The sequence below is a fragment of the Nodosilinea sp. LEGE 07088 genome, assembly GCF_015207395.1.
In the GTDB taxonomy this organism is placed as follows: domain Bacteria; phylum Cyanobacteriota; class Cyanobacteriia; order Phormidesmidales; family Phormidesmidaceae; genus Nodosilinea.
Genome location: NZ_JADEWX010000122.1, coordinates 1 through 19,297, shown reverse-complemented (window position 1 = coordinate 19,297; position 19,297 = coordinate 1). Strand labels below are relative to the sequence as shown.

The 19,297-nt window shown below is 52.7% G+C and carries 26 protein-coding genes and 3 pseudogenes; 23 read left to right on the top strand and 6 right to left on the bottom strand.

The annotated features are described in order from the left end of the window. Positions 1 to 128 precede the first annotated feature (128 nt). Together IQ254_RS21650 and IQ254_RS21645 are read left to right on the top strand one after the other, a co-directional pair. Positions 129 to 554: pseudogene (locus IQ254_RS21650) on the top strand (IS30 family transposase); the annotation flags it as partial. Positions 555 to 575: 21 nt separating this feature from the next. Next, complete coding sequence (locus tag IQ254_RS21645) at positions 576 to 863, top strand: hypothetical protein (RefSeq protein WP_193968235.1); 288 nt, start codon at positions 576 to 578, stop codon at positions 861 to 863. Here the strand turns inward: IQ254_RS21645 and IQ254_RS21640 are convergent. Then, on the bottom strand, positions 860 to 1,087 hold the full coding sequence (locus tag IQ254_RS21640; protein ID WP_193968234.1) for a helix-turn-helix transcriptional regulator: 228 nt from the start codon (positions 1,085 to 1,087) through the stop codon (positions 860 to 862). The genes IQ254_RS21645 and IQ254_RS21640 overlap by 4 nt on opposite strands. Positions 1,088 to 1,194: 107 nt before the next feature. On the opposite strand from IQ254_RS21640, the gene IQ254_RS21635 reads away from it, so the two are divergent. From IQ254_RS21635 to IQ254_RS21625, 3 genes are read left to right on the top strand one after another with little or no spacing between them, the layout of a single operon-like run. After that, the gene (locus tag IQ254_RS21635) at positions 1,195 to 1,503 is read left to right on the top strand and encodes a hypothetical protein (RefSeq protein WP_193968233.1); all 309 of its coding nucleotides are present in this window, start codon (positions 1,195 to 1,197) and stop codon (positions 1,501 to 1,503) included. A gap of 5 nt (positions 1,504 to 1,508) precedes the next feature. Further along, a complete protein-coding gene (locus IQ254_RS21630; RefSeq protein ID WP_193968232.1) occupies positions 1,509 to 1,697 on the top strand; it encodes a hypothetical protein in 189 nt (62 codons plus the stop codon). Continuing rightward, on the top strand, positions 1,694 to 1,888 hold the full coding sequence (locus IQ254_RS21625; protein WP_193968231.1) for a hypothetical protein: 195 nt from the start codon (positions 1,694 to 1,696) through the stop codon (positions 1,886 to 1,888). The genes IQ254_RS21630 and IQ254_RS21625 overlap by 4 nt, the downstream gene beginning before the upstream one ends. Here the strand turns inward: IQ254_RS21625 and tnpA are convergent. Then, positions 1,885 to 2,289: an IS200/IS605 family transposase gene (gene tnpA, locus IQ254_RS21620; RefSeq protein WP_193968230.1), complete on the bottom strand. Its 405-nt coding sequence runs from the start codon at positions 2,287 to 2,289 to the stop codon at positions 1,885 to 1,887. The genes IQ254_RS21625 and tnpA overlap by 4 nt on opposite strands. A gap of 17 nt (positions 2,290 to 2,306) precedes the next feature. Here tnpA and IQ254_RS21615 point away from each other — a divergent pair, with 17 nt between their 5' ends. Genes IQ254_RS21615 through dndE form a run of 6 tightly spaced genes read left to right on the top strand, consistent with a single transcriptional unit; the run spans position 2,307 to position 5,450 of the window. Further along, on the top strand, positions 2,307 to 2,474 hold the full coding sequence (locus tag IQ254_RS21615; RefSeq protein WP_193968229.1) for a hypothetical protein: 168 nt from the start codon (positions 2,307 to 2,309) through the stop codon (positions 2,472 to 2,474). Next, positions 2,471 to 3,259, top strand: coding sequence for an AAA family ATPase (locus tag IQ254_RS21610; protein WP_193968228.1), 789 nt, complete (start codon positions 2,471 to 2,473; stop codon positions 3,257 to 3,259). The genes IQ254_RS21615 and IQ254_RS21610 overlap by 4 nt, the downstream gene beginning before the upstream one ends. Beyond that, positions 3,159 to 4,433: a DNA sulfur modification protein DndD gene (dndD, locus tag IQ254_RS21605; RefSeq protein WP_193968227.1), complete on the top strand. Its 1,275-nt coding sequence runs from the start codon at positions 3,159 to 3,161 to the stop codon at positions 4,431 to 4,433. The genes IQ254_RS21610 and dndD overlap by 101 nt, the downstream gene beginning before the upstream one ends. Beyond that, positions 4,434 to 4,739 carry a nucleotidyltransferase domain-containing protein gene (locus tag IQ254_RS21600; RefSeq protein WP_193968226.1) on the top strand — a complete coding sequence of 102 codons (306 nt, stop codon included), beginning with the start codon at positions 4,434 to 4,436 and terminating at the stop codon, positions 4,737 to 4,739. It begins immediately after the preceding gene. After that, positions 4,723 to 5,061 (top strand): DUF86 domain-containing protein, encoded by a 339-nt coding sequence (locus tag IQ254_RS21595; RefSeq protein ID WP_193968225.1) that lies wholly within the window; start codon positions 4,723 to 4,725, stop codon positions 5,059 to 5,061. The genes IQ254_RS21600 and IQ254_RS21595 overlap by 17 nt, the downstream gene beginning before the upstream one ends. 2 nt (positions 5,062 to 5,063) lie before the next feature. Next, positions 5,064 to 5,450, top strand: a complete 387-nt coding sequence (dndE, locus tag IQ254_RS21590) for a DNA sulfur modification protein DndE (RefSeq protein ID WP_193968224.1) — start codon at positions 5,064 to 5,066, stop codon at positions 5,448 to 5,450. Between the two features lie 9 nt (positions 5,451 to 5,459). On the opposite strand, the gene IQ254_RS21585 is transcribed toward dndE, so the two are convergent. From IQ254_RS21585 to IQ254_RS21575, 4 genes are read right to left on the bottom strand one after another with little or no spacing between them, the layout of a single operon-like run. Continuing rightward, a complete protein-coding gene (locus IQ254_RS21585) occupies positions 5,460 to 6,140 on the bottom strand; it encodes a Uma2 family endonuclease (protein WP_193968223.1) in 681 nt (226 codons plus the stop codon). Positions 6,141 to 6,167: 27 nt separating this feature from the next. Further along, positions 6,168 to 6,554: a hypothetical protein gene (locus IQ254_RS31720; protein ID WP_228040969.1), complete on the bottom strand. Its 387-nt coding sequence runs from the start codon at positions 6,552 to 6,554 to the stop codon at positions 6,168 to 6,170. Then, positions 6,506 to 6,865 (bottom strand): hypothetical protein, encoded by a 360-nt coding sequence (locus IQ254_RS31715; RefSeq protein WP_228040968.1) that lies wholly within the window; start codon positions 6,863 to 6,865, stop codon positions 6,506 to 6,508. Before IQ254_RS31715 ends, IQ254_RS31720 begins: the two co-directional genes overlap by 49 nt. Positions 6,866 to 6,903: 38 nt before the next feature. Beyond that, entirely contained in the window at positions 6,904 to 8,427 is a 1,524-nt protein-coding gene (locus tag IQ254_RS21575) for a restriction endonuclease (RefSeq protein ID WP_193968222.1), read from the bottom strand. Positions 8,428 to 8,538: 111 nt separating this feature from the next. Between IQ254_RS21575 and IQ254_RS21570 the strand changes: the two are divergent. The 12 genes and pseudogenes from IQ254_RS21570 to IQ254_RS21515 form a co-directional block, all read left to right on the top strand. Beyond that, a pseudogene (locus tag IQ254_RS21570) lies at positions 8,539 to 9,642 on the top strand (DNA phosphorothioation-associated putative methyltransferase); the annotation flags it as partial. A gap of 1,173 nt (positions 9,643 to 10,815) precedes the next feature. After that, positions 10,816 to 12,315 (top strand): DNA phosphorothioation system restriction enzyme, encoded by a 1,500-nt coding sequence (locus IQ254_RS21565; protein ID WP_369011360.1) that lies wholly within the window; start codon positions 10,816 to 10,818, stop codon positions 12,313 to 12,315. A 109-nt stretch (positions 12,316 to 12,424) separates the two neighbouring features. After that, on the top strand, positions 12,425 to 13,210 hold the full coding sequence (locus IQ254_RS21560; RefSeq protein ID WP_193968220.1) for a DUF4058 family protein: 786 nt from the start codon (positions 12,425 to 12,427) through the stop codon (positions 13,208 to 13,210). Further along, positions 13,203 to 13,373, top strand: a complete 171-nt coding sequence (locus tag IQ254_RS21555) for a hypothetical protein (RefSeq protein WP_193968219.1) — start codon at positions 13,203 to 13,205, stop codon at positions 13,371 to 13,373. The genes IQ254_RS21560 and IQ254_RS21555 overlap by 8 nt, the downstream gene beginning before the upstream one ends. Then, complete coding sequence (locus tag IQ254_RS21550; RefSeq protein ID WP_193968218.1) at positions 13,370 to 15,442, top strand: AAA family ATPase; 2,073 nt, start codon at positions 13,370 to 13,372, stop codon at positions 15,440 to 15,442. Before IQ254_RS21555 ends, IQ254_RS21550 begins: the two co-directional genes overlap by 4 nt. A 149-nt stretch (positions 15,443 to 15,591) precedes the next feature. After that, positions 15,592 to 15,732: pseudogene (locus tag IQ254_RS33800) on the top strand (DUF86 domain-containing protein); the annotation flags it as partial. A 102-nt stretch (positions 15,733 to 15,834) separates the two neighbouring features. Further along, entirely contained in the window at positions 15,835 to 16,029 is a 195-nt protein-coding gene (locus tag IQ254_RS21540; RefSeq protein WP_193968216.1) for a DUF2281 domain-containing protein, read from the top strand. Beyond that, the gene (locus IQ254_RS21535) at positions 16,014 to 16,322 is read left to right on the top strand and encodes a type II toxin-antitoxin system PemK/MazF family toxin (RefSeq protein WP_193968215.1); all 309 of its coding nucleotides are present in this window, start codon (positions 16,014 to 16,016) and stop codon (positions 16,320 to 16,322) included. Before IQ254_RS21540 ends, IQ254_RS21535 begins: the two co-directional genes overlap by 16 nt. Before the next feature lie 159 nt (positions 16,323 to 16,481). After that, positions 16,482 to 16,934 carry a DNA phosphorothioation-associated protein 4 gene (locus IQ254_RS21530; RefSeq protein ID WP_193968214.1) on the top strand — a complete coding sequence of 151 codons (453 nt, stop codon included), beginning with the start codon at positions 16,482 to 16,484 and terminating at the stop codon, positions 16,932 to 16,934. Between the two features lie 562 nt (positions 16,935 to 17,496). Then, entirely contained in the window at positions 17,497 to 18,084 is a 588-nt protein-coding gene (locus tag IQ254_RS21525) for a hypothetical protein (protein WP_193968213.1), read from the top strand. Positions 18,085 to 18,120: 36 nt separating this feature from the next. Further along, positions 18,121 to 18,558 (top strand): rhodanese-like domain-containing protein, encoded by a 438-nt coding sequence (locus tag IQ254_RS21520; protein ID WP_193968212.1) that lies wholly within the window; start codon positions 18,121 to 18,123, stop codon positions 18,556 to 18,558. Between the two features lie 85 nt (positions 18,559 to 18,643). Then, positions 18,644 to 19,075, top strand: coding sequence for a toll/interleukin-1 receptor domain-containing protein (locus IQ254_RS21515; RefSeq protein WP_193968211.1), 432 nt, complete (start codon positions 18,644 to 18,646; stop codon positions 19,073 to 19,075). The last annotated feature ends 222 nt before the right edge of the window (positions 19,076 to 19,297 follow it).

Below are 19,297 nucleotides of genomic sequence, written 5' to 3'. Positions count from 1 at the left end.
TGGTTTGGTAGGATGCAGGAAACATATTGGTTTAGGGGAGCTGCACTGAGGCTCCCTATTTTTTGTCCCCTTTATTGTCTCAAAGCCCTGTACCGCATGACGTTGAGTACCCTTGTCACCCGTTAAGGATTGTGACCCACGTAGACAAAGCCTCGAAGTTTCTAGTGGCTGGTTTAGGTAAAAATAAAACGTCTTCTGAAATCAATCAGGTAACGATTAAGCGCTTCACAGAGATTCCAAAGAGCCAGCGAAAAACGATGACATTCGACAATGGCAAAGAGTTTAGTAATCATGCAGAGCTGAGTAAGGAGTTGGAGCTATTGTGTTACTTTGCTAATCCTTATCATTCCTGGGAGCGAGGTCTCAATGAACATACGAATGGATTATTAAGACAGTTTTTTCCAAAGCAAACAAATTTCAAAATCGTCAAACCGGAGACATTAGAAAGAGCCGTCATGTTGATTAACAAAAGACCAAGAAAATCGCTTGACTATAAAACGCCATTTGAACTATTCTATTCAGATAAATCAGACGCTGATGCACTTCAGATTTGAATTGGCGAAGTAATATTGTAGATGGTGCGCACATTAAGCCATTTGCAAAATTCAAAGATGATAGCTACTCGAATGGTATTTCATTATGCAAAAAATCATCATTGGGCTTTTGATCATGGTTGGTTCGGTATTGATAGTGATTACCGCATTTTAATCAAGCAAGGGTGGCTGGATGAAGATGCCCCCTCCGACTTGCGATTTATTCAGGAATATCACAACCAGGAAATACTCTTGCCGCACGATGAAGAATTTTTCCCTGACTTGAATGCTTTAGCTTGGCATAGAACCGAATGGGAGATAGCCAGCTAGTATTCATTCTCTATATATAACTCTCCAAACTTTTTCGCCGCATCAGGATTAAGCGTTTTCAGGGCTCTGACAATTTCCAAAACTGTTTCAGCTGTTGGATCGCGCTTTTCGTTGACCCAGCGGTAAACGTTATTGCGTTCCACATCCATAGCCACCGCCAGCGCAAACTGGCTAATGCTGTAATCCTCTAAAACCTGCTTGAGCGCTTTGCCTGCTTTTCCCATGCGTTCATGGTTTCAGAGTTTCCGCCATCCAGACACATCCTAGTGGTTGACAGTCAACCTTTAGGCAGGGTAGATTGACTTTCAACGTCCTAGTGGTTGACAAGACTATGCAAGAGCAAGCTCCCACCGCCCGCTACAGTGCCCGCATCCTCACCCCCGACGCTGCTGGGCCAGTCCACCTCGAACTCACCCTCAAACTCCACAGCTACCCCCACCCCGATCGCGAACCTGTCAAAATCCTCGTCATTGGCAGCAAGCAATCTGTGAGTTCTATTGTTGTTGCACTCCATCAACTCGGCTTTGCTGAGATATTCGAGTGGACGGACTTTCTTAGCGCCCCTAATGCTGACAGGCCGTTGCAGTTCCAGCCCCATGAGGTGATGAAAGCGTTGGTAAAGTACCTGCCCAGAGAATAGCGGCAGTGGTTTACCACGAAATCACCCACCAAAAATTCCACGATCCCCGCCTCAGCGCCGACACCGCCACCCTCGGCCCCGATGAATGGGCCATTCTCGCCACCCTCTGCGACGACGACCCCATGTATCTCGAACTCGTCGCCAAACTCCTCGACACCGAGCGCACTTATAGCGCTTTCTGGGGCAAACCATGAGCCGCCGCACCGGCATCTACAAAGCCCTGCAAGCCTGCTTTGAAACCAGCGCCCTCGCCAAAGCCCCCGCCATTCAGCGGGCCGAAACCATCCGCGACCTCAAAGTCGCCGAAGAAACCGGCGACGTCGAGACCTTTCAAACCGCCTGGGCCACCCTCAAATATGGCGTGCCTCCCTTGCCAGAGTCCTAATCTGCCTTGGGCTCTAGGGCAGACCACAACCGATTTTGGGCATGGTGCTGCTTTTGATTGTTCACATAGCCTACCGCCCGGCTAAGCTGGCGCTGGCCCAGCGAAAACACCCCATACCCCTCCTGCCATTGAAACCGCTCTGCACCCCCCACCTGATTTCTGTAATGGGAACTGCTGCCCTTGAGGCGTTTCACAAAATCGGCCACCGCCAGGGTTGGCGGAATCGACGCCACCACATGAATATGGTCTTCGGTACCGTTTATAGCGTGGATAATGCAGCCCAGGTGGTCAGCCTTACCTGTCATGTAGCCGTACAAATCGGCTTCCCAACTGGGCTGAATCAGCGGCAGGCGATATTTTGTTGCCCAGACCAGATGGTAATAGAGCTGCCACAGAGACATAGAGGAATGGTTCAAAAATGCTTGGCTTAATTTGCCCGGATTGGGTGTTTGTGGCGCATCCGATGCCCCAAATGGGTGGGTGGGCGATCGCGCAAACCCCGCCGCCCGGCATTGAAATGGCCGGGCTGAAAGCTCATGTCCCCCTCCGGGGACAATCGCGGCGATCGCCCGGAGGTCAATCATGATCTTCCTCGATCTCACCCTGCAAAACTTTGGCCCCTACCACGGGCACCACACCCTCAACCTGCGCCCCCAAGACGGTTGCCCCATCATCCTCATTGGCGGGCTCAACGGCGGCGGCAAAACCACCCTGATGGATGCCATTCGCCTAGCCCTGTACGGCCAACGCGCTCCGATCGATCGCCGCCGCAGTTTGGCCTATGTCAGCTTTCTGGCCCAGTGCGTCAACAACCAGGCCGAGAGGGCTGCTGTTGAACTCACCTTCGAGCGGGTGATCTACATCAGCGGCATCGAAAAGCTCAGCCAGGTGCGGGTGCAGCGATTGTGGCAGCGGGGCAGCAAAGACACCCTCACCGTCGAGCTAGACGGCTGGCCCAATGAATACCTCACCCAAAACTGGGATGAGCAGGTCGAAGACTGGCTACCCCTGGGGCTTTCTAACCTATTTTTGTTCGACGGCGAACAGGTCAAAGCCCTGGCCGAACAAGACACCCCGCCCCCCAGCGTAGTCAGCGCCATTCGCGCTGTCTTAGGTCTAGAGCTAGCCGATCGCCTCGCCAACGACCTAGCAGTCCTCGTCAGCCGCAAACAGGCCGAACTGGGGGATGACGCCGCCCAGCAGCAGGTAGAAACCCTGCGGTACCAGCTCACCCAGACCGATCGCGATTTAGCGACCGAAGCCGCCACCCTTGCACAACGCGAAGTCGACCTGGCCGCCGCCGAAGCCGCTCTGCAAAGAGGCCGAAAACCACTTTTTTGCCGGGGGTGGACACATTACCGAACAAGTTGAACCTCTTCAACAGCAGATTAAAACCTGGCGCACTGAGATCAAAATTCAAACCCAGGCGCTCCACGATTTGGCGGCCTCGGTGCTGCCCCTGGCGATGATTCAGGATTTGCTGATGGATGGAGCCACTCAAGGACAGCGAGAACAAGATCAGCAAAAAGCTGCAATCGCCCGCGAAGCCTTGCTCAACCACGACCAGCGTCTGCTTGACCTGCTCAGCCAGCTCAAGCTCAAGCCCACCCAGCACAAGCAAATTGAGGCGTTTGTGCAGCAAGAGAGCCAAAGCCTGAGCACCACCGCCACAGGCGACGCCTGGCTTGAGGCATCAGACGATAGCCTGGCTCAGCTCACCCACATGCTTCAGCACCAGTTACCCAACGAGCAACAGCTGACCCAAACCCACCTCAATACCCTGCAACAGCTCAACGACGATATTGACGCCCTAGAAGGCAAACTGGCCAAAGCCGCCTCCGCCGAAGATTACGAAACCCTCAAGTCAGCCCGCAACGCAGCCCGAACTGATCTAAAAGAATGCCAGGTGTCTTTAGAAATTCATCGTCGCCGCTATGGTGAGCTAGAGCGGCAGCGGCAAACCTTACAGAAAGCCCTCAGCAGCTATGGTCAGGATGCGATCGCAGACAGCCAATCCAACATCCTGCTAGAAACAGCCCCCAGGGTGCAAGTTACCCTAGCTGCCTTTCGAGATAAATTGACCGAGAAAAAGCTAGGAGCCCTTGAGACCCAGGTAACCCAATACTTCAAACTGCTGCTACACAAAGCCAGCCTGGTGAGCCAGGTGATGATCGACCCGGCTACCTTTCGCCTCGACCTTTACGATACCGAAGGCGCACCCTTACCTATTCAACACCTCTCTGCCGGTGAAAAGCAGCTACTCGCTATTTCATTCCTTTGGGGTCTAGCCAACACCTCTGGTCGTCAGCTGCCGGTGGCGATCGATACTCCCCTAGGGCGGCTCGACTCAGAACACCGCAATCACCTAGTCGTTAGCTACTTTCCCCAAGCCAGCCACCAAGTCATACTGCTCTCCACCGATACCGAAATTCGTACCGAGGAAGTAAAGCGGTTGCGGGCGGCCGGGGCGATCGCGCGGGAATATCGTTTGGAGTACGATCCAAAGCAGCGACAGACAGCGGTGGTATCGGGTTACTTTTGGTAAATGATTATGCAAATTGAACTTCCCCAGGCTGCGCTCAGACAGTTCTGCCAACGCCACCACATCAAAAAGCTATCGGTGTTTGGGTCTGTGCTGAGGTCAGACTTTAGTGCCGAGAGCGATGTCGATTTCCTGGTCGAATTTCAGGCCGATCATATTCCCGGCCTCATTCGTCTGGCGGGCCTAGAACTAGAACTATCCAACCTGATTCACCGCGAGGTTGATCTGAGAACTCCCAACGATCTAAGTCGATATTTTCGAGACGACGTTTTACGCACTGCGGTGGTTCAGTATGACAGCGCTCAATGACGATATTCGATTGAGGCATATGCTAGATGCCGCTAAACAGGCGATCGCCTTCATGGCAGGCAGAAGCAAACTCTCCCTCGACGCCGATGCCATGCTGTTGCTAGCTGTGGTCAAAGCCATTGAAATCGTTGGCGAAGCCGCCGCCAAGATTACCAAAGAACGCCAGGCAGACATTCCTCAAATTCCCTGGCCCCAGATCATTAGTATGCGAAACCGTTTAACCCATGCCTATTTCGATATAGATACTGATGTTGTCTGGCAAACCATTGTCGAAGACCTACCCGAGCTGATCCGAGAGCTTGAAACAGTAATAGACGAATAGCTATGCAACCTCCTACCGATCGCATCAAACTCTCCCAATCTGCTAAAGATCAGCTGCTCAAGCTCAAGCGCGTGACCAAAATCCCTACATGGAACGTGCTCTGTCGCTGGGCACTGTGCCGCTCTCTCATGGAACCGTCGATACCGTCCCCCGTGCCCATCCCCGCCGACAGCAACCTGGAGATGACCTGGCAAGTCTTTGGTGGCCCCATTGCCGACCAGCTGCTCATCGCCCTCAAGCAGCGCTGCTATCAAGACGGGTTGGGTACCGATCCAGAAACCTTAGCCACCCAGCTCCGCCTGCATCTGCACCGGGGCATTGGCTACCTGGCGGGCGATCCCAATTTGAAATCGATTGAAGATTTTTGCAATCTGGGGCTCTCCAGTTGAGGGCGATCGCTAGGTTCGAAACAGCTCCAGCAACCAGCGGGCGATCGCGCCATCATCTTCGGTTTTGCCTCTCTGCATAGCTTCTTCAACGGTATTTAGTATCAGTCCAGGCAATACCCCAGAATCTCGAATTTCGCGACTCCCCCCCTGCTCTACGGCAAACGCCATGACCTCGGCTGTTGCTACATTAACCACCCAATATTCCTGCACTCCCAGCCGCTCGTAGAGCAAACGCTTGCGACCCAAATCATCGCTGAGGGTAGTGGAGGCAATCTCTATGACTAAATGGGGCGCACCATAGACTCCAATATCAACCGGTTGATTGTTGCGCGGTGGAAGCTGAAATCTATCACCGAGATAAAACGCTATATCGGGTTGAGCATCTCGATTTCCAGCTTTGCGAAAGCTTGTGTTGATCAACTCTACGACCCGAATACCCTTGAGCGCGGTAAACAAACCAATGACTTTCAGTACGATGGCATTTTCACGACCATGTAGTGGACCTAGCGCTGCCATCTCGATCCGCATCCATCCGTTGTCGTAATAGCATCGTGCTTTTTCCAGACCAGAGAATTCTCCGCCCTGATCAGAAGCTCCATCACATAGAGCCACATACTCATCCCATTCAGCCAAAACCCAGACATCCGTTTCAATGCCTGGCAGATGTGGACGTGACGCAGTATCGACCATGCCATAATCCAAATACCTGAACTTATCCTAACGGTTAGAAAACAACAGTGGCTGTACGCTGCCATCTGACAATATTTCCGGTAGCCACTCGTCGCCCCGGTGCTCAGTGCCATCCCACTTCTCGGGCCAGGTTTCAGCGGCAATCAGCTCTCTAATCCGGGCCAGTTCCTCCGCGTTGATCAAGCAAATATTCGGCTGCCCCATCTGGGCGGCCCCCGCATTGACCTCCGCCTTAATCCGCCGAATTTCCCCCAGCATCCACTCTCGCGTTTCTAGGGTCAGCGATCCCAGGCGGCCCTGCTTTTTAGCTAAAGAGCCATCCTTCTTCACTTCCCCGTGCTTTCGCAGGCGGTACTGAGGCTTCTTCACGTCCCAATACAGCGGGCGCAATTGCCGCAGCGGAGCCAGATACATCCACTTGGGGTTTGCTTTGCCAGCACCCGCTCCAGCGCCGCATCTTCCTGCACCAGGGGGCAGCCAATGCAGCCCGTGCGGGCATTGATCGACTCTGTTTCGCCCAGGTCATCTTGCGGGTCGTGGCCGTAGACCTCAGCAATGTCAAAAGTAGGGTAGCCCAGCTCCACATCCGCCTGTACCAGCCAGTCCCACACGTGGCAGATCCGCCAGTGCAGCAGCGGGGCCAGGGTATCGGCCACGGCGGTAGATGTGGTCTGTTGAAACCAGCCTTGGCCGCACTCGCCGAGAAGCAAAATTGAGATATTCACTGGTTTTTAGAGAATCTAATCATTATTTTTCGCATCACTCAAATCAAAGTCACCTTTAAGATTTCTGGGAACCTATCTACAATGTCCATATTTTCTCGCAATTTTTCTTCTATTTCATCTCTCGCCCACCAGTCAATCCAATATCGGCCAGAATTGCGTAATCTTTCAAGGTGTTCCGTAAGAGATCTTGTTATACCAGATGAGACAATCAAGAAATATCCATCTGCGTTATAATGATCGATAGTGTCTCGAATATCAATGACATTCGATTTACCTACTTTTCCTCTATAAGCCTTGCACTGAATAATTATTTTCCTAGGCAAATAAGGACTGGCGTCAATGTCAACAAACTGCCCCTTAATAGGTGCGGTAGTCCATTCAGCTATCAGATCACGTCCACCATCTGGCTCATAACCTGAACTAACTCTTCGTATCCACTTTATACCATCTTCGCGAGCAAGCAATTCTCGAGAGAAGGCTTCAAATCTTTCTCCATTAATCTCATTCCTCCATTCAAATGAAGTAATTGGGAACAGAATTTTTGATTCATTTGCTTGACGGCTTCTAATCCTATCGCGTTCCTTTATGAATTCCTTCTTGCCACAATTTCTTTCAACAATTAGCAAGTGCGATTTCCCAATCAGAGCAAATTGATTTTCTAAGGGCACAATAGGAAAATCACTTAAGCCATTAAGGCCATTTTCAAGTTTCAATAAAATCTTTTTCGCTTTCCTCATATATTGAACTGGAACGGCATTGCCGACCCTGCCTGATATAATGATTTTTCTTGAAATGCCATCTAAAGACTCTGAGAATTTTTGTTCTTTGATAAATCTTAAAAGCCAGCTTGCTATTCCAGGTGCAAATATCACCGATATTTTAGAATTTATGCTTCTGAAATATTTCCAGGTTGGATGATATCTGAAATTATATTGCAAGCCGTCGGAATTGAAGTTGTCATCTGATAACGATGCGATTTGTCGCGCCCAGTCTTCAGAAACTCGCCAATTAAATCTGGCCATTGGTTCTGCTTCCGCGCAGGCTTCCGCAAGCATTTGTTCTGCCAATAGACAGGATGGACAATAAAAATTGTTGGTAAATAAGCTTTCAAAAAATTTCATCAAGAACAAAAGCTCGTAAAGTCTCTCTAAGCCTTCTTCATTGACTGATGCAATGGGCTCTTGTGATTGCTCAAATGTCAAAAAGCGAGCATATATTTCAACATCTATTCCAGTAAATCCATTCAGAATGGTAGTCAATTTTGTCGATATCCTGAGAGGGCTTACTCGTAGTAATATTGCGAATAATGAGGAGATTACCTCATGGATATCGGTTCTCTCTCCTTCGAAGATATATGAGGAAGAACGTACGCTAAACCATACTTGATAAAAATTACCTTGATCAAGAAAATCAACTCCCATCCTTATAGATGTAATTGGATTGGCTTCAAAGATAAGACGTAATCCTTCCTCATGCTCAAAGATTCTTGGTTTATAACCAAGTCTGTCTGCCATTGTCTGAATTTTATAGATATATGTGTTATTTTCTCTTTCTCCAGCCATAGCAGTAAAGCCCAAACGTTATGCAAGTAACAAGTATGCCCTCATTTGCTTTTAGAGTCTGCAAAGCTCTACTGTTATAGCCACATGATGAGTCAGTAAAGCTTTCATCTTCGCACCCGAGGCGTCATCGCCTACGGCGACGGCATTATTACCAGCCGCAACACCTTTCAGAAATACTACGAGCAAGAAGAACTCAAAACCTACATCGACCAGGTGCTTGGCGTAGACGCCATCCCCATCGCCCTGGGGATTTACTTTGTCTTTCGCGACGAGGCCCAGGCCGAAGCCTTTCGCGCCTCCCGGTTTCGTTCCCGCGCCACGGCTCCCCGCATTCGCCTCAAGGTCAGCAAGTTTGAGGAATACCGCGATCGCCTCCAGCCCCTGATGGATTTCTACACCGATCGCGGTCGCCTGCCCACCCTCGAAGAGGTAGGGGCACAGCATGCTGTGCCCCTACAGGAGACCTTTGGCAGCATTCGGCGGGCGTTCACCGTCGTGCTGCAAGCGACCGATGTAGGGGAATGGGATGCGATCGCCGACAAGCGCCGCAACGACCTGCTGGTCTACCTGGCCCTCAGCCACTTCGGCAAACGCCCTAAATTCAAAGACCTCTCACTCTCGGTTCAAGCGGATATCAAAGCCCTCTTCGGCAGCTACCAGCAAGCCTGCACCGCCACCGATCTGATGCCCATGACCCTGGGCTGCACGGAGATGATCGAGCAGCGCTGTCGGCAGAGTGCGATCGGTCAGCAGCGCCCCAATTCTCTTTGGGTACATGTGTCGGCGCTGGATCAGCTCGACCCGCTGCTACGCCTCTACGAAGGCTGTGCCTCCCGCACCATTGGCCGACCTGAGGAAGCCACGGTGGTTAAGTTCCATGTTCAAAAGCCACAGATTACCTATTTGGCCTTTCCTGGATTCGACAAAGAGCCACATCCGGCATTGAAGACCAGTATGGCGATCGCACTCCAGGACCTCTACGTCCGCTACCGCGACTACGACCCCGACAACCCGCCCCTGCTCCACCAAAAAGACCAGACTCTCGCCGCTGACTATCCCGCTTATGCCAAGTTCGCCAAGCTCAGCCAGCAAGAGCAAAAATGGGGACTACTCGACGACGTAAAAGCGATTTTTGATCGCCGGGGGTGGGAGCAGTGTTTGCTGGACCATGGAGCCGAGTTGCGAGGACATCGGGTGGTGCGGCGCAAAGATTGAGTCAGCTCAGGTATCCCGATCCCTCAGCTGACACAACGCCTCCAATGCCGGAATCGTCTCTTCCAGATTCTTCGGATAGGGATCAATCTGGTCAGCATACTTTTGGTAAGTCTGCGTGCAGGTGCAGAACTCCTCCAACGTCAAATATTTCCCTAGAGCTGGTTTCGGCATATCAAACCACTGTTCCTGCAAAGCAGAGGTTGCACTGCAGCTGATCTTGTAGCCTCCAAGGTGTATCACCTATAGGTAAAGAGGCTTGTCGGGCTTATAGCTTGTGCCCCGTAGGTGCATTCTCTCATCGGTATACAACTTTATTTTTCCGAGCAAGCCCGTCTGAAGCTATCTAAACCCTGAGTAGCATACAACTTTAAAAATTCCTGCCTTCAAAAAGAGCACGAGAAATCAATGGTTTCAGGGCTTTTGAGTATAGGAGTTTATTTTGTGTTTACAGTTAGCCCGCTAGCTTTTCCGGCGATTAGTCTTGCCGTCGAACATTTTATTCGGCGGTGATTGGGTTAGGTGCGCTAGACTTCGGTAAACCTTTCTATCTAAGAAATCTGCGTGAGCCTGAAGGATCTAGCGATTCAGGACGAGTATCGCAGCAGCGAGTGCAACATCGTCAAAGATTTCTATATCCCTTGCCTGGAGCAGGCGACGGTCTATAACCGAGCGGTGGGATATTTTTCTAGCTCGTCGATGGCCTGTGTGGCCCAGGGGCTGACGGCATTTGTGCGCTCGGGGGGGCAAATGCGATTGATCACCTCGCCACAGCTCTCGGAAGAGGATGTGCAGGCGATTGAGCAGGGACTCAAGAATCGAGAGCAGGCGATCGAGGCGGCCCTGCTGCGAGAGCTGGAGGTGGAGCTGCCCCAGGTGATTCAAGATCGGCTGACAGCGCTGGTGTGGCTGCTGAGTAAGGGGCTACTAGAAATTAGGCTGGCCATACCCAAGACCCTGCGATCGCGGGGAATTTACCACGAAAAGCTAGGTGTTTTCGTCGATGCGAATGGCCATGTGGTGGCTTTTACCGGGTCTGCCAATGAAAGCGCCAGTGCGTTGATTGACAATTTTGAGTGTTTGGATGTCTATTGCTCCTGGGATGAGGGAGTAAGCCAGCGGGCCTTACAAAAGGCGAAAAATTTTCAAGATTTATGGAACGACCAGACAGAGAATGTGGAGATCATATCGTTTCCTGAGGCGGTGGCGCGATCGCTGCTCAAGCTCTGTCCGGCTCAACCGCTAACCCAAGAGCCCAAGGTCGCCTCAGAAAAGGGAAATTACATCATAGACGCGTTTCCTTTAGAAGCCTCTAAGCGAGGCTTTCCTGCGCTGCCTTTGGGGTTGACCCTGAGGCCTTACCAACAGCAGGCGATCGCCAACTGGTTTGCCAACAAAGGGCGCGGCACGCTGAAAATGGCGACGGGCAGCGGTAAGACGATCACGGCCCTGGCGATCGCCGCTGAACTCTACGCCAAAATCCAGCTGCAGGCGTTGATTGTGGTCTGTCCTTACCGCCATTTGGTCATGCAGTGGGCGCGGGAATGCCAGAAATTTGGTCTGGAGCCGATTTTGGCCTATGAGAACGTTAGACAGTGGCAAGATCGACTGTCGAGCCAGCTCTACGGGGCACGCTCCGGCTCTCAGCCCTTTGTGACTGTAATTACCACCAACGCAACTCTGATCGGCAGTGGTTTACAGTCGCAGTTGCGCTATTTCCCAGAAAAGACGCTGATTGTGGGCGATGAGGCCCATAATCTGGGGGCCAGACGGCTAGAGCAAAGCCTGCCCCGCACCGTCGGGCTACGGCTGGCGCTCTCGGCTACGCCGGAGCGATACTTCGACGAAACGGGAACCGAGGATTTATTCGACTATTTTGGTCCCGTCCTGCAGCCAGAATTTACCCTGGCCGATGCGATCGCCCAGGGTGCCCTCGTCCATTACCGCTACTACCCCGTTTTGGTCGAACTCACGGAGGCAGAAGCCGAGCGCTACGCCGCCCTCACCCAAAAAATTGGCCACCTCGCCTCCATGGGTGACAGCGATCTGGAAGACAAAATCAAAGGTTTGCTCAACCAGCGATCGCGGCTGATCGGCAATGCCGCCAATAAGCTGCATGCCCTGCGATCGCTGATGGCCGACCGTCTCGACACCTCCCATACCCTGTTTTACTGCGGCGACGGCAGTGTAGAAGATGACGTATCTCAGGAGAGCTATCGCTATGTAGAGGCTGTCACAGCGCTGTTGGGCAAAGAACTGGGCTATCGGGTCAATACCTATACCGCCGAAACCACCCTGGACGACCGGGAAGATCTGCGGCAGCGGTTTGAAACCGGAGAACTCCAGGGCTTAGTCGCCATTCGCTGTCTCGACGAAGGGGTCGATATCCCCGCTACTCAGACGGCGGTGATTATGGCCAGCAGCGGCAACCCGCGCCAGTTTGTGCAGCGCCGGGGGCGAGTGTTGCGCCAGGCTCCCGGCAAAGATCGGGCCACCCTTTTTGACATGATCGTGGTGCCCCCCGATCTAGATGGAGCCTCCCTAGCGGTGGAGCGTAGCCTGCTGCAAAAGGAACTGAGGCGCTTTGTGGAATTTGCTCAGCTGGCCGACAATGCAGGCGAGGCCAGAATGAAACTACTCGATCTGCAAAAGCGCTACGGCCTGCTGGATATGTGAGCTATGCCTAACTACCAGCGCCCTTGAACCGGCTACGAGGTGGCAGAGATGCCTCAGCGATGGGCATAGCCTTTACCATAGAAGCAACTCTGAGCCTCTATGAGAGCCTATGCGATCGCCCTTTCCAGGCATGAACCCCTATCTCGAAAATCCTGCGCTCTGGTCATCAATCCACAGCCGACTGATTGTGGCCATTGCCGATGACCTAGTCGATCATCTCAGTCAAAAATACCGAGTTGAAATCGAAAAGCGAACCTACCTTTCCAGCGATGAAGACTCGGTTTTAGTTGGCATTCCCGATGTTGCCGTAGTGACCCACCAACGCACTGAGGTACCTGCGATGACGGCTACCCTGACGCTGCCTGTACAGCCTGAACAGGTTAAGGTGCCCGTGACAGAGGAAGTGACCGAGCGCTACCTGGAAATTCGTGAGGTCGCAACGGGAACTGTCGTAACCGTGCTTGAACTTTTGTCGCCCAAGAACAAGCGCTCTGGAGAAGGACGCGCGGCCTATCTGCGAAAACGCAACCAGGTTTTAGCCAGCCCCTCCCACCTAGTCGAGATTGATTTATTGCGCGGAGGGCAACCCCTGCCGATGTCGGGCGAACAACCCAGTCATTACCACATCTTGGTGTCGCGCGGCGATCGCCGCCCCCTGGCCGATCTGTACCGATTTAACCTCCAGCAGCCCATTCCTCTCATACCGATACCGCTGATGGCCAACGAGCCAGAACCCATTCTGGCGCTACAGCCCTTGCTACAGTACATCTACGAAAAAGGGCGGTACGCTATGGCCATTGACTACAGACAGCCCCCTCTACCGCCCTTAACCCAGGAGGATGCGGCCTGGGTTTCAGAACAGCTACAAACCAGGGAAGATGGTTCCTATGAGTAAATTGACGGCTAAAGACGTGCATCAGCCTATCGATACCGCCCCGCAGGAGGTTCGGCAAATCATTCAGCAGGTGCTCGAGATTGAGAAAGACCGGCTCGATCGCAATGAGCGCGGCCTGGTGAATGCCGACATTCTGCGGATTGTGAAGGAAGCGGTGCAATGAAGCTGTTGAACCTCAGACTCTACAATTTTCGACCATTCTATGGCGAGCATGGGCTGAGCTTTGCCAAGACCGCCGATCGCAACATCACCGTCATCCACGGCAACAATGGCTCGGGCAAAACGGCTCTGCTCAACGCTTTTACCTGGGCGCTGTACGAACGCTTTACCGCTGCCCTGGCCTCGCCCGACCAGCTGGTAAACCGCCGAGCGCTGGCGGAAGCGGCAGAGCAGGAGGCGGTGCCCTGCTGGGTAGAGGTGGCCTTTGACCACGACGGCAAGCAGTACCGAGTGCGGCGATCGTGCCAGGCTTTTAAACGAGGGGATGAGGTCAACCAGTCAACTAGCCAGGTGGAGATGCAGTTTGTGGGCGACGATGGCCGCTGGTCTACCCTGCCCGCAGCAAAGAACCCGGACGACGTAGTGGGGCGCATGCTGCCCAAGAGCCTGCACCAGTATTTCTTTTTTGACGGCGAACGCATTGAGCAGTTGGTGCGCACCGACAACCGGGCCGAGATCGCCGAAGCCACTCAAAAACTGCTGGGGGTCAAGGTGCTCGACAACGCCATCAAACACCTCAACGCCGCCCGCAAAACCCTGGAAGATGAGCTATCGAGCATTGGCGATGCCGAAACCAAAAGCCTGCTGGCCCAGCGCCGCGAGAAAGAATCAGCGCGGGATGCCCTAGAAGCCCGTCAGGAGGAAATCGACCAGGAACTGACCCACCAGGCCACCCTCAAGCAGGAGTACAATCTGCGCCTGGGCGAGTCGGGCGAGTTTGAGTTGCAGCGGCGGCGGATGGAGCAGCTAAGCGAGCAGGAGCGAGAACTGCGCGATCGCCTGCAAGAGGCCAAAAAGATTCTCAAGCAGGCGATCTCTAACCGAGGCTACACGGTGTTTTTGCCCTCGGTGATTGAAAAGTTTCGTGCGATCGTGCAAGACAAAGAGGAGCGCGGCGAACTGCCCGCCGATGTAAAGCCCAAGTTTGTGCAGGACTTGCTAGAGTGCCAGCGCTGCATTTGTGGCACAGAACTGCATCCCGGCACCTCCCATCGGAAAGCCGTGGAAACCTGGCTGCAAAAGACAGGGCTGGCGGACGTCCAGTCCACCCTGTATCGACTGGAGGGCTGGGTAAACCAGCAGGACGACCAGCAGGAGGATTTTTGGCGCCAGGTCGATCAAGAGCAGGCCACCATCAACCACTGTAAACAAAAGCTCTCGCAGATTGAAACCGATCTCGAAGACCTGCGCGACCAGCTGCGCACCAGCCCCCGCGAAGATATTCGCCAACTGCAAGAGCGCATCGACGAAGTCGATCGCAAGAGTGAAGACCTGATTTTAGAAAAGGGGCGCAACCAGGAGCGGGTTGCTGTATTGAGTACCGAGGTGACCCAACTGCGGAAACAGGTACGCGATCGCAAGCAAAACCAGGGTCGGCAAAAGCTAGCCTTGCAGCGTATTGAGGCAGCCCAGGAGGCGATCGATCGCCTAAAGGAACTCAAGCAAAACCAGGACATTTTGTTTCGCCAAGAACTGCAAGACACCCTCAGTGCCCTGTATGGCGAGATTTCCTTCAAAGCCTACATTCCCCGCATTAGCGAGAAGTACGAGCTCAACCTGGTGGAGCGGGTGGGCAACCAGGAGGTGCTGGTAGGAGCCTCGACCGGCGAAAATCAGATTCTCAGCCTGTCATTTATTGGTAGCGTGGTGGAGCGCATTCGCCAGTGGAGCGAAAATAAGCTGGTAATGGGGCCAGACAGCAGCACTTTTCCATTGGTAATGGATTCGCCCTTTGGCAGCCTGGATGAGATCTATCGGCGGCAGGTGGCCAAGCTACTGCCGGGCCTGGCCGATCAGCTGATTGTGATGGCGAGCAAGACCCAGTGGCGCGGTGAGGTAGAAGACGAAATGTTGGCCCGCATTGGGCGAGAATATGTGCTGATCTACAATTCTCCTAAGGATGAGGTGCAGGGAGATATGATGCAGATTGGGGGCGAAACCTACCCGCTAATTCGCCAAAGCCCCGATGAGTTTGAGTTTACCGAAATTGTGGAAGTACATCGTCATGGCTGAGAGAGCCTTTGAAATGTCGTGATGGGCGACTTAATGAAATCCCTAAGGTCTAATCGAGATAGGGGGATCGCGATCGCTACTAAATATGGTGCGTCTCATATTCGAGTATTTGGCTCTGTGGCACGGGAAAATGACTCTACCAACATCGTATGATACAGGATGCTGTCATTCGCAACTTCGAGGGTATGGGGAAGGCCGTTAAACGACTATCAGAAGAATTGCGAAACTCTAATTCTGATATTCCCTGGAGGCAAATTGCAGGTTTTAGAGATGTTTTAATCCATGACTATTTCCTGGAGGCGATCGCATCAAAGAGGAGTACAACTTAGGGATCATAGACCCATCGGAGATCAGGTATAGCAGGGGCAGCACCTTTATGAGAGAGACGGAAAATGACTGTTAGAGATTCAATACTACGTGAATTAGATAAAACGCCAGAAGATGTTTTGACAATGGTGCTCTCGTTTATTCAGTTCCTAAATTCAGTCCAGGCTCAAGAGACGTTTGAAACAGCTTTGTTGAGTGAATCTTCTCTGGCCAAAGATTGGCTTTTGCCGGAGGAGGAGGACGCTTGGCAACATTTGTAAGGGGCGATGTGGTAGTGGTGCCGTTTCCATTTTCAGATCTCACTCAAGCCAAGAGAAGGCCTGCTCTGGTGTTAGCAGCTTTGACAGGGGATGATGTAATTCTGTATCAAATTACAAGTCAATCTGTGCGCGATCGCTATTCTGTAGCATTAACATCTGCGGATTTTGAAAGTGGCAGTTTACAAAAAGACAGTAATATTCGTCCCAATCGGCTGTTTACAGCTGATCGAGGCACTCTGTTATACAAAGTGGGCATGATACGCTTGTCTAAACTGGCTGAGGTGGTTCAGTAACTGATTGGGATTTTGCAGGTTGAGGATTAATAGGCAGCGATGGCAGAGAGTCGGATTCGGATTGCGAAGGATAAGGCGGAGCTGGTGAGGGCGCTGAGGGATGGGAGTGATGTGATGATTAACTCTCGTAGATTAGAGAAGTTCAATTGATTAATAAAAATGGCGTTGGCAAGGGTTCATATTTCAGAAGACAAAGCAGAACTGGTGCGAAATTTGCGTTCCAGCGACGGCGCGATCGGACCTTTTCGCGCCTATGCCGATATTGTGACATTTGCTGCCGTGCTAGGATTCCACAACTCGCGACAGGTAGCGCTAGGCAACTATTCTAGAAAAGACCCAGATGCCGTTCTCCAAGAGCAATTCCGCAGCGCTGAAATTATTAAGCTGATAGCCCTAGCCCATACTCAAGATCCAGAAATTTTGTGTGATGACGAAGTGCATGACTACATACGAGTTGAGATTTTTGAGCAATATGTGAACGGCGGCCTAGAGATTTTGGCAGCAGAGTTGAGTGGTAGCGTAGACTACTCAGACCAAATTCTCTTGATGTTGAAGCTGAAGAAACAGACTCAGCAAGCCAGCACAGATTTTGATTTGTCTAAGTTTCTATAGGCGGAGAGGGAAGTCGACTGAAGCCTATGGAGAAAGGTTTTTTATTCTATACTAGGAGGCTTGCCAAGCTCAGGGTAGATAAGGCTAGTACTCCACGGCGCAAGTTTAGATACTATTCCTTAGGGCTAGGGAGCAGGGGAGCTAGGGAGCCAAGCGATCCAGAACGGTGGACATATTTCAGCCTTCGAGTACTAGTGATCATCCCTCAAATATCACCTTCTGTTTTTTCAAGCGTTGATTGAAGAGGCACCGAGGCGATGGTCAAAGACCGGCCCAGAAGGGCGATCGCAAACCGAAGACGACACCACCCTCATGCGCTGGCCGATGGGGGCATTAGTCTAAACAAGTGGGGGGATCCTTGATAATCATCTAAACTTGCATTATTCACCCTATTGCTTTGTCCATCTTTAATTTCGGATGTCGTTTAGCTCCCAAGATTCCTTAGGTGGGGCATTGCGGTTGCGTTGGCGAAGCCTTGCCCTGACGTTATGCACCCTACTCGCCCCCCCAAACTAAGCTTGACAGAGCCCTAGGAAATGTTGTCTACCCTGACTGTTTAGCCATGCCTACCCAAAGCCAAACCAGACCCCTCGGAGAAGTGTTGAAGCGGGCAGGATTGCTCTCACCTGCGCAGCTTCAGGTAGTGCTTCAGGATCAGAAATGGCAGCCCGATCTGAGAATTGGCGATATTCTTGAGCTGCGGGGGTGGGTGAAGCGAGACGCCATTGAATTTTTCGCTGAACAGTGGCCCGAGGCCATCCATGGCGGGCAGGATAAACCCATCGGGTATTACCTTCAGCAAGCGGGGCTACTGGACTCTAAACAAGTTGAAACCCTGCTGCAGGAGCAGGCCCAGGCGGGGCTGAGAATTGGAGCGCTGGCAGTTTTACACGGATGGCTCCCCCAGGAGACGCTAGATTGGTTTCTGCAATCGTTGGCACCCGAGGAGTATGCGTCGTCCGCCTTCATCAAGCGGCAGCAATCAAAACAGGCTGGCCGCGATCGCACTAGCCAAGCCAGTCAAGCTCGGTCAGACAACCTGGCTGCGAGGACGCAACCCAGTCAGCAAGAGACAATTCCCATGGCTCCAAAACCGCCAGCCGATGGGGTAGCCCAACCCAAGGTGGATGATATTCCCTGGGTGGACTGAATTGCAGCGCTAGGGGGGCCATTCAGGTATAACCCTATGAGATTAATCGCACTCGTTTGTCTGCTGATGGTTATCGGTGGGCTGATTGTCATAGCCGCTCAGCCATCCCGGCTAGCCGACTCACCACTTACCCCCACGCTGGTTGCGACTAACCCCTACGGCGTCACCCCCCGAGAGGCCCAGGCTTTAATAGCAGCCCATCGCCACGACCCCGACTTCGTGATTTTGGATGTGCGCACCCCCCCAGAGTTTGCTACAGCACATTTGGCCGGGGCGATTAACCTCGATTTTCATAGCCCCACCTTTCAAGCAGACCTGGCGCAGCTCGATCGCCAAAAGACCTACTTGGTTTACTGCCAGCGGGGCATTCGCAGCGATCGCGCCCGCGCCGTGATGGTCAACCTCAATTTTCGCCAACTCTACGACCTGTTGGGGGGGCTATCGCGCTGGCAGCGAGAGGGCCTGCCGCTCTAGGCAAGGATTGATTTAAGGTACGCCACCCCTGATCTCCGCCAGAATAGAATCGAATAGTCTGCCGACTTCGCCGCGATCGTTGCCAATGACCGCCCCCCTAACCCTGTTTATCTCCTACTCCCATGGCGACGACGCCCTCAAAGATGATCTGGTAACCCACCTAGCCGCCCTGAAGCGCCAGGGCAAAATTCGCGCCTGGCAAGACTGCGACATCGAAGCTGGGGCCGAATGGGATACAGAAACCCAGCAGCAGCTCGATGCTGCCGACCTGATTTTGCTGCTGATCTCTGCTCGATTCATTGCCAGCGATCGCTGCTACGACCAGCAGATACAGCGCGCCCTCCAACGCCACCGCGACGGTACCACCCGCGTCATCCCCGTCATTCTCAGACCCTGCGACTGGCAAAACAGCCCCTTCAGCCACCTGCAGCCGCTACCCAAAGACGCCAAACCCATCACCCAGTGGCCCGACCCAGACGCCGCCCTGTTTAACAGCGAACTATCGCGTCATCTATAGCAATCCGAACTGATTCATGTAAGTAGGGCAGGCATCTTACCCGTGCAGGCGAGACGCCTGCCCTACGGCTTTTCACGATTCACGCAGGATTGCTAAGTAGCTAGGCGCAATTAAATATAAAACGTTCCAGTGGGTAATCTCCGGTTCTACTACGTGCCTCCATGCCCTCAATGACGGTCATGGCCAGGTCATATTCGTTATCAAACATCTGCCCGGCAATCT

Coding starts and splice junctions, on each gene's coding strand:
- IQ254_RS21645 (WP_193968235.1), top strand. CDS start 576: ATGGTGCGCACATTAAGCCATTTGCAAAATTCAAAGATGATAGCTACT.
- IQ254_RS21640 (WP_193968234.1), bottom strand. CDS start 1,087: ATGGGAAAAGCAGGCAAAGCGCTCAAGCAGGTTTTAGAGGATTACAGC.
- IQ254_RS21635 (WP_193968233.1), top strand. CDS start 1,195: ATGCAAGAGCAAGCTCCCACCGCCCGCTACAGTGCCCGCATCCTCACC.
- IQ254_RS21625 (WP_193968231.1), top strand. CDS start 1,694: ATGAGCCGCCGCACCGGCATCTACAAAGCCCTGCAAGCCTGCTTTGAA.
- tnpA (WP_193968230.1), bottom strand. CDS start 2,289: ATGTCTCTGTGGCAGCTCTATTACCATCTGGTCTGGGCAACAAAATAT.
- IQ254_RS21615 (WP_193968229.1), top strand. CDS start 2,307: ATGCTTGGCTTAATTTGCCCGGATTGGGTGTTTGTGGCGCATCCGATG.
- IQ254_RS21610 (WP_193968228.1), top strand. CDS start 2,471: ATGATCTTCCTCGATCTCACCCTGCAAAACTTTGGCCCCTACCACGGG.
- IQ254_RS21600 (WP_193968226.1), top strand. CDS start 4,434: ATGATTATGCAAATTGAACTTCCCCAGGCTGCGCTCAGACAGTTCTGC.
- IQ254_RS21595 (WP_193968225.1), top strand. CDS start 4,723: ATGACAGCGCTCAATGACGATATTCGATTGAGGCATATGCTAGATGCC.
- dndE (WP_193968224.1), top strand. CDS start 5,064: ATGCAACCTCCTACCGATCGCATCAAACTCTCCCAATCTGCTAAAGAT.
- IQ254_RS21585 (WP_193968223.1), bottom strand. CDS start 6,140: ATGGTCGATACTGCGTCACGTCCACATCTGCCAGGCATTGAAACGGAT.
- IQ254_RS31720 (WP_228040969.1), bottom strand. CDS start 6,554: ATGTATCTGGCTCCGCTGCGGCAATTGCGCCCGCTGTATTGGGACGTG.
- IQ254_RS21575 (WP_193968222.1), bottom strand. CDS start 8,427: ATGGCTGGAGAAAGAGAAAATAACACATATATCTATAAAATTCAGACA.
- IQ254_RS21560 (WP_193968220.1), top strand. CDS start 12,425: ATGCGATCGCCCTTTCCAGGCATGAACCCCTATCTCGAAAATCCTGCG.
- IQ254_RS21555 (WP_193968219.1), top strand. CDS start 13,203: ATGAGTAAATTGACGGCTAAAGACGTGCATCAGCCTATCGATACCGCC.
- IQ254_RS21550 (WP_193968218.1), top strand. CDS start 13,370: ATGAAGCTGTTGAACCTCAGACTCTACAATTTTCGACCATTCTATGGC.
- IQ254_RS21540 (WP_193968216.1), top strand. CDS start 15,835: ATGACTGTTAGAGATTCAATACTACGTGAATTAGATAAAACGCCAGAA.
- IQ254_RS21530 (WP_193968214.1), top strand. CDS start 16,482: ATGGCGTTGGCAAGGGTTCATATTTCAGAAGACAAAGCAGAACTGGTG.
- IQ254_RS21525 (WP_193968213.1), top strand. CDS start 17,497: ATGCCTACCCAAAGCCAAACCAGACCCCTCGGAGAAGTGTTGAAGCGG.
- IQ254_RS21520 (WP_193968212.1), top strand. CDS start 18,121: ATGAGATTAATCGCACTCGTTTGTCTGCTGATGGTTATCGGTGGGCTG.
- IQ254_RS21515 (WP_193968211.1), top strand. CDS start 18,644: ATGACCGCCCCCCTAACCCTGTTTATCTCCTACTCCCATGGCGACGAC.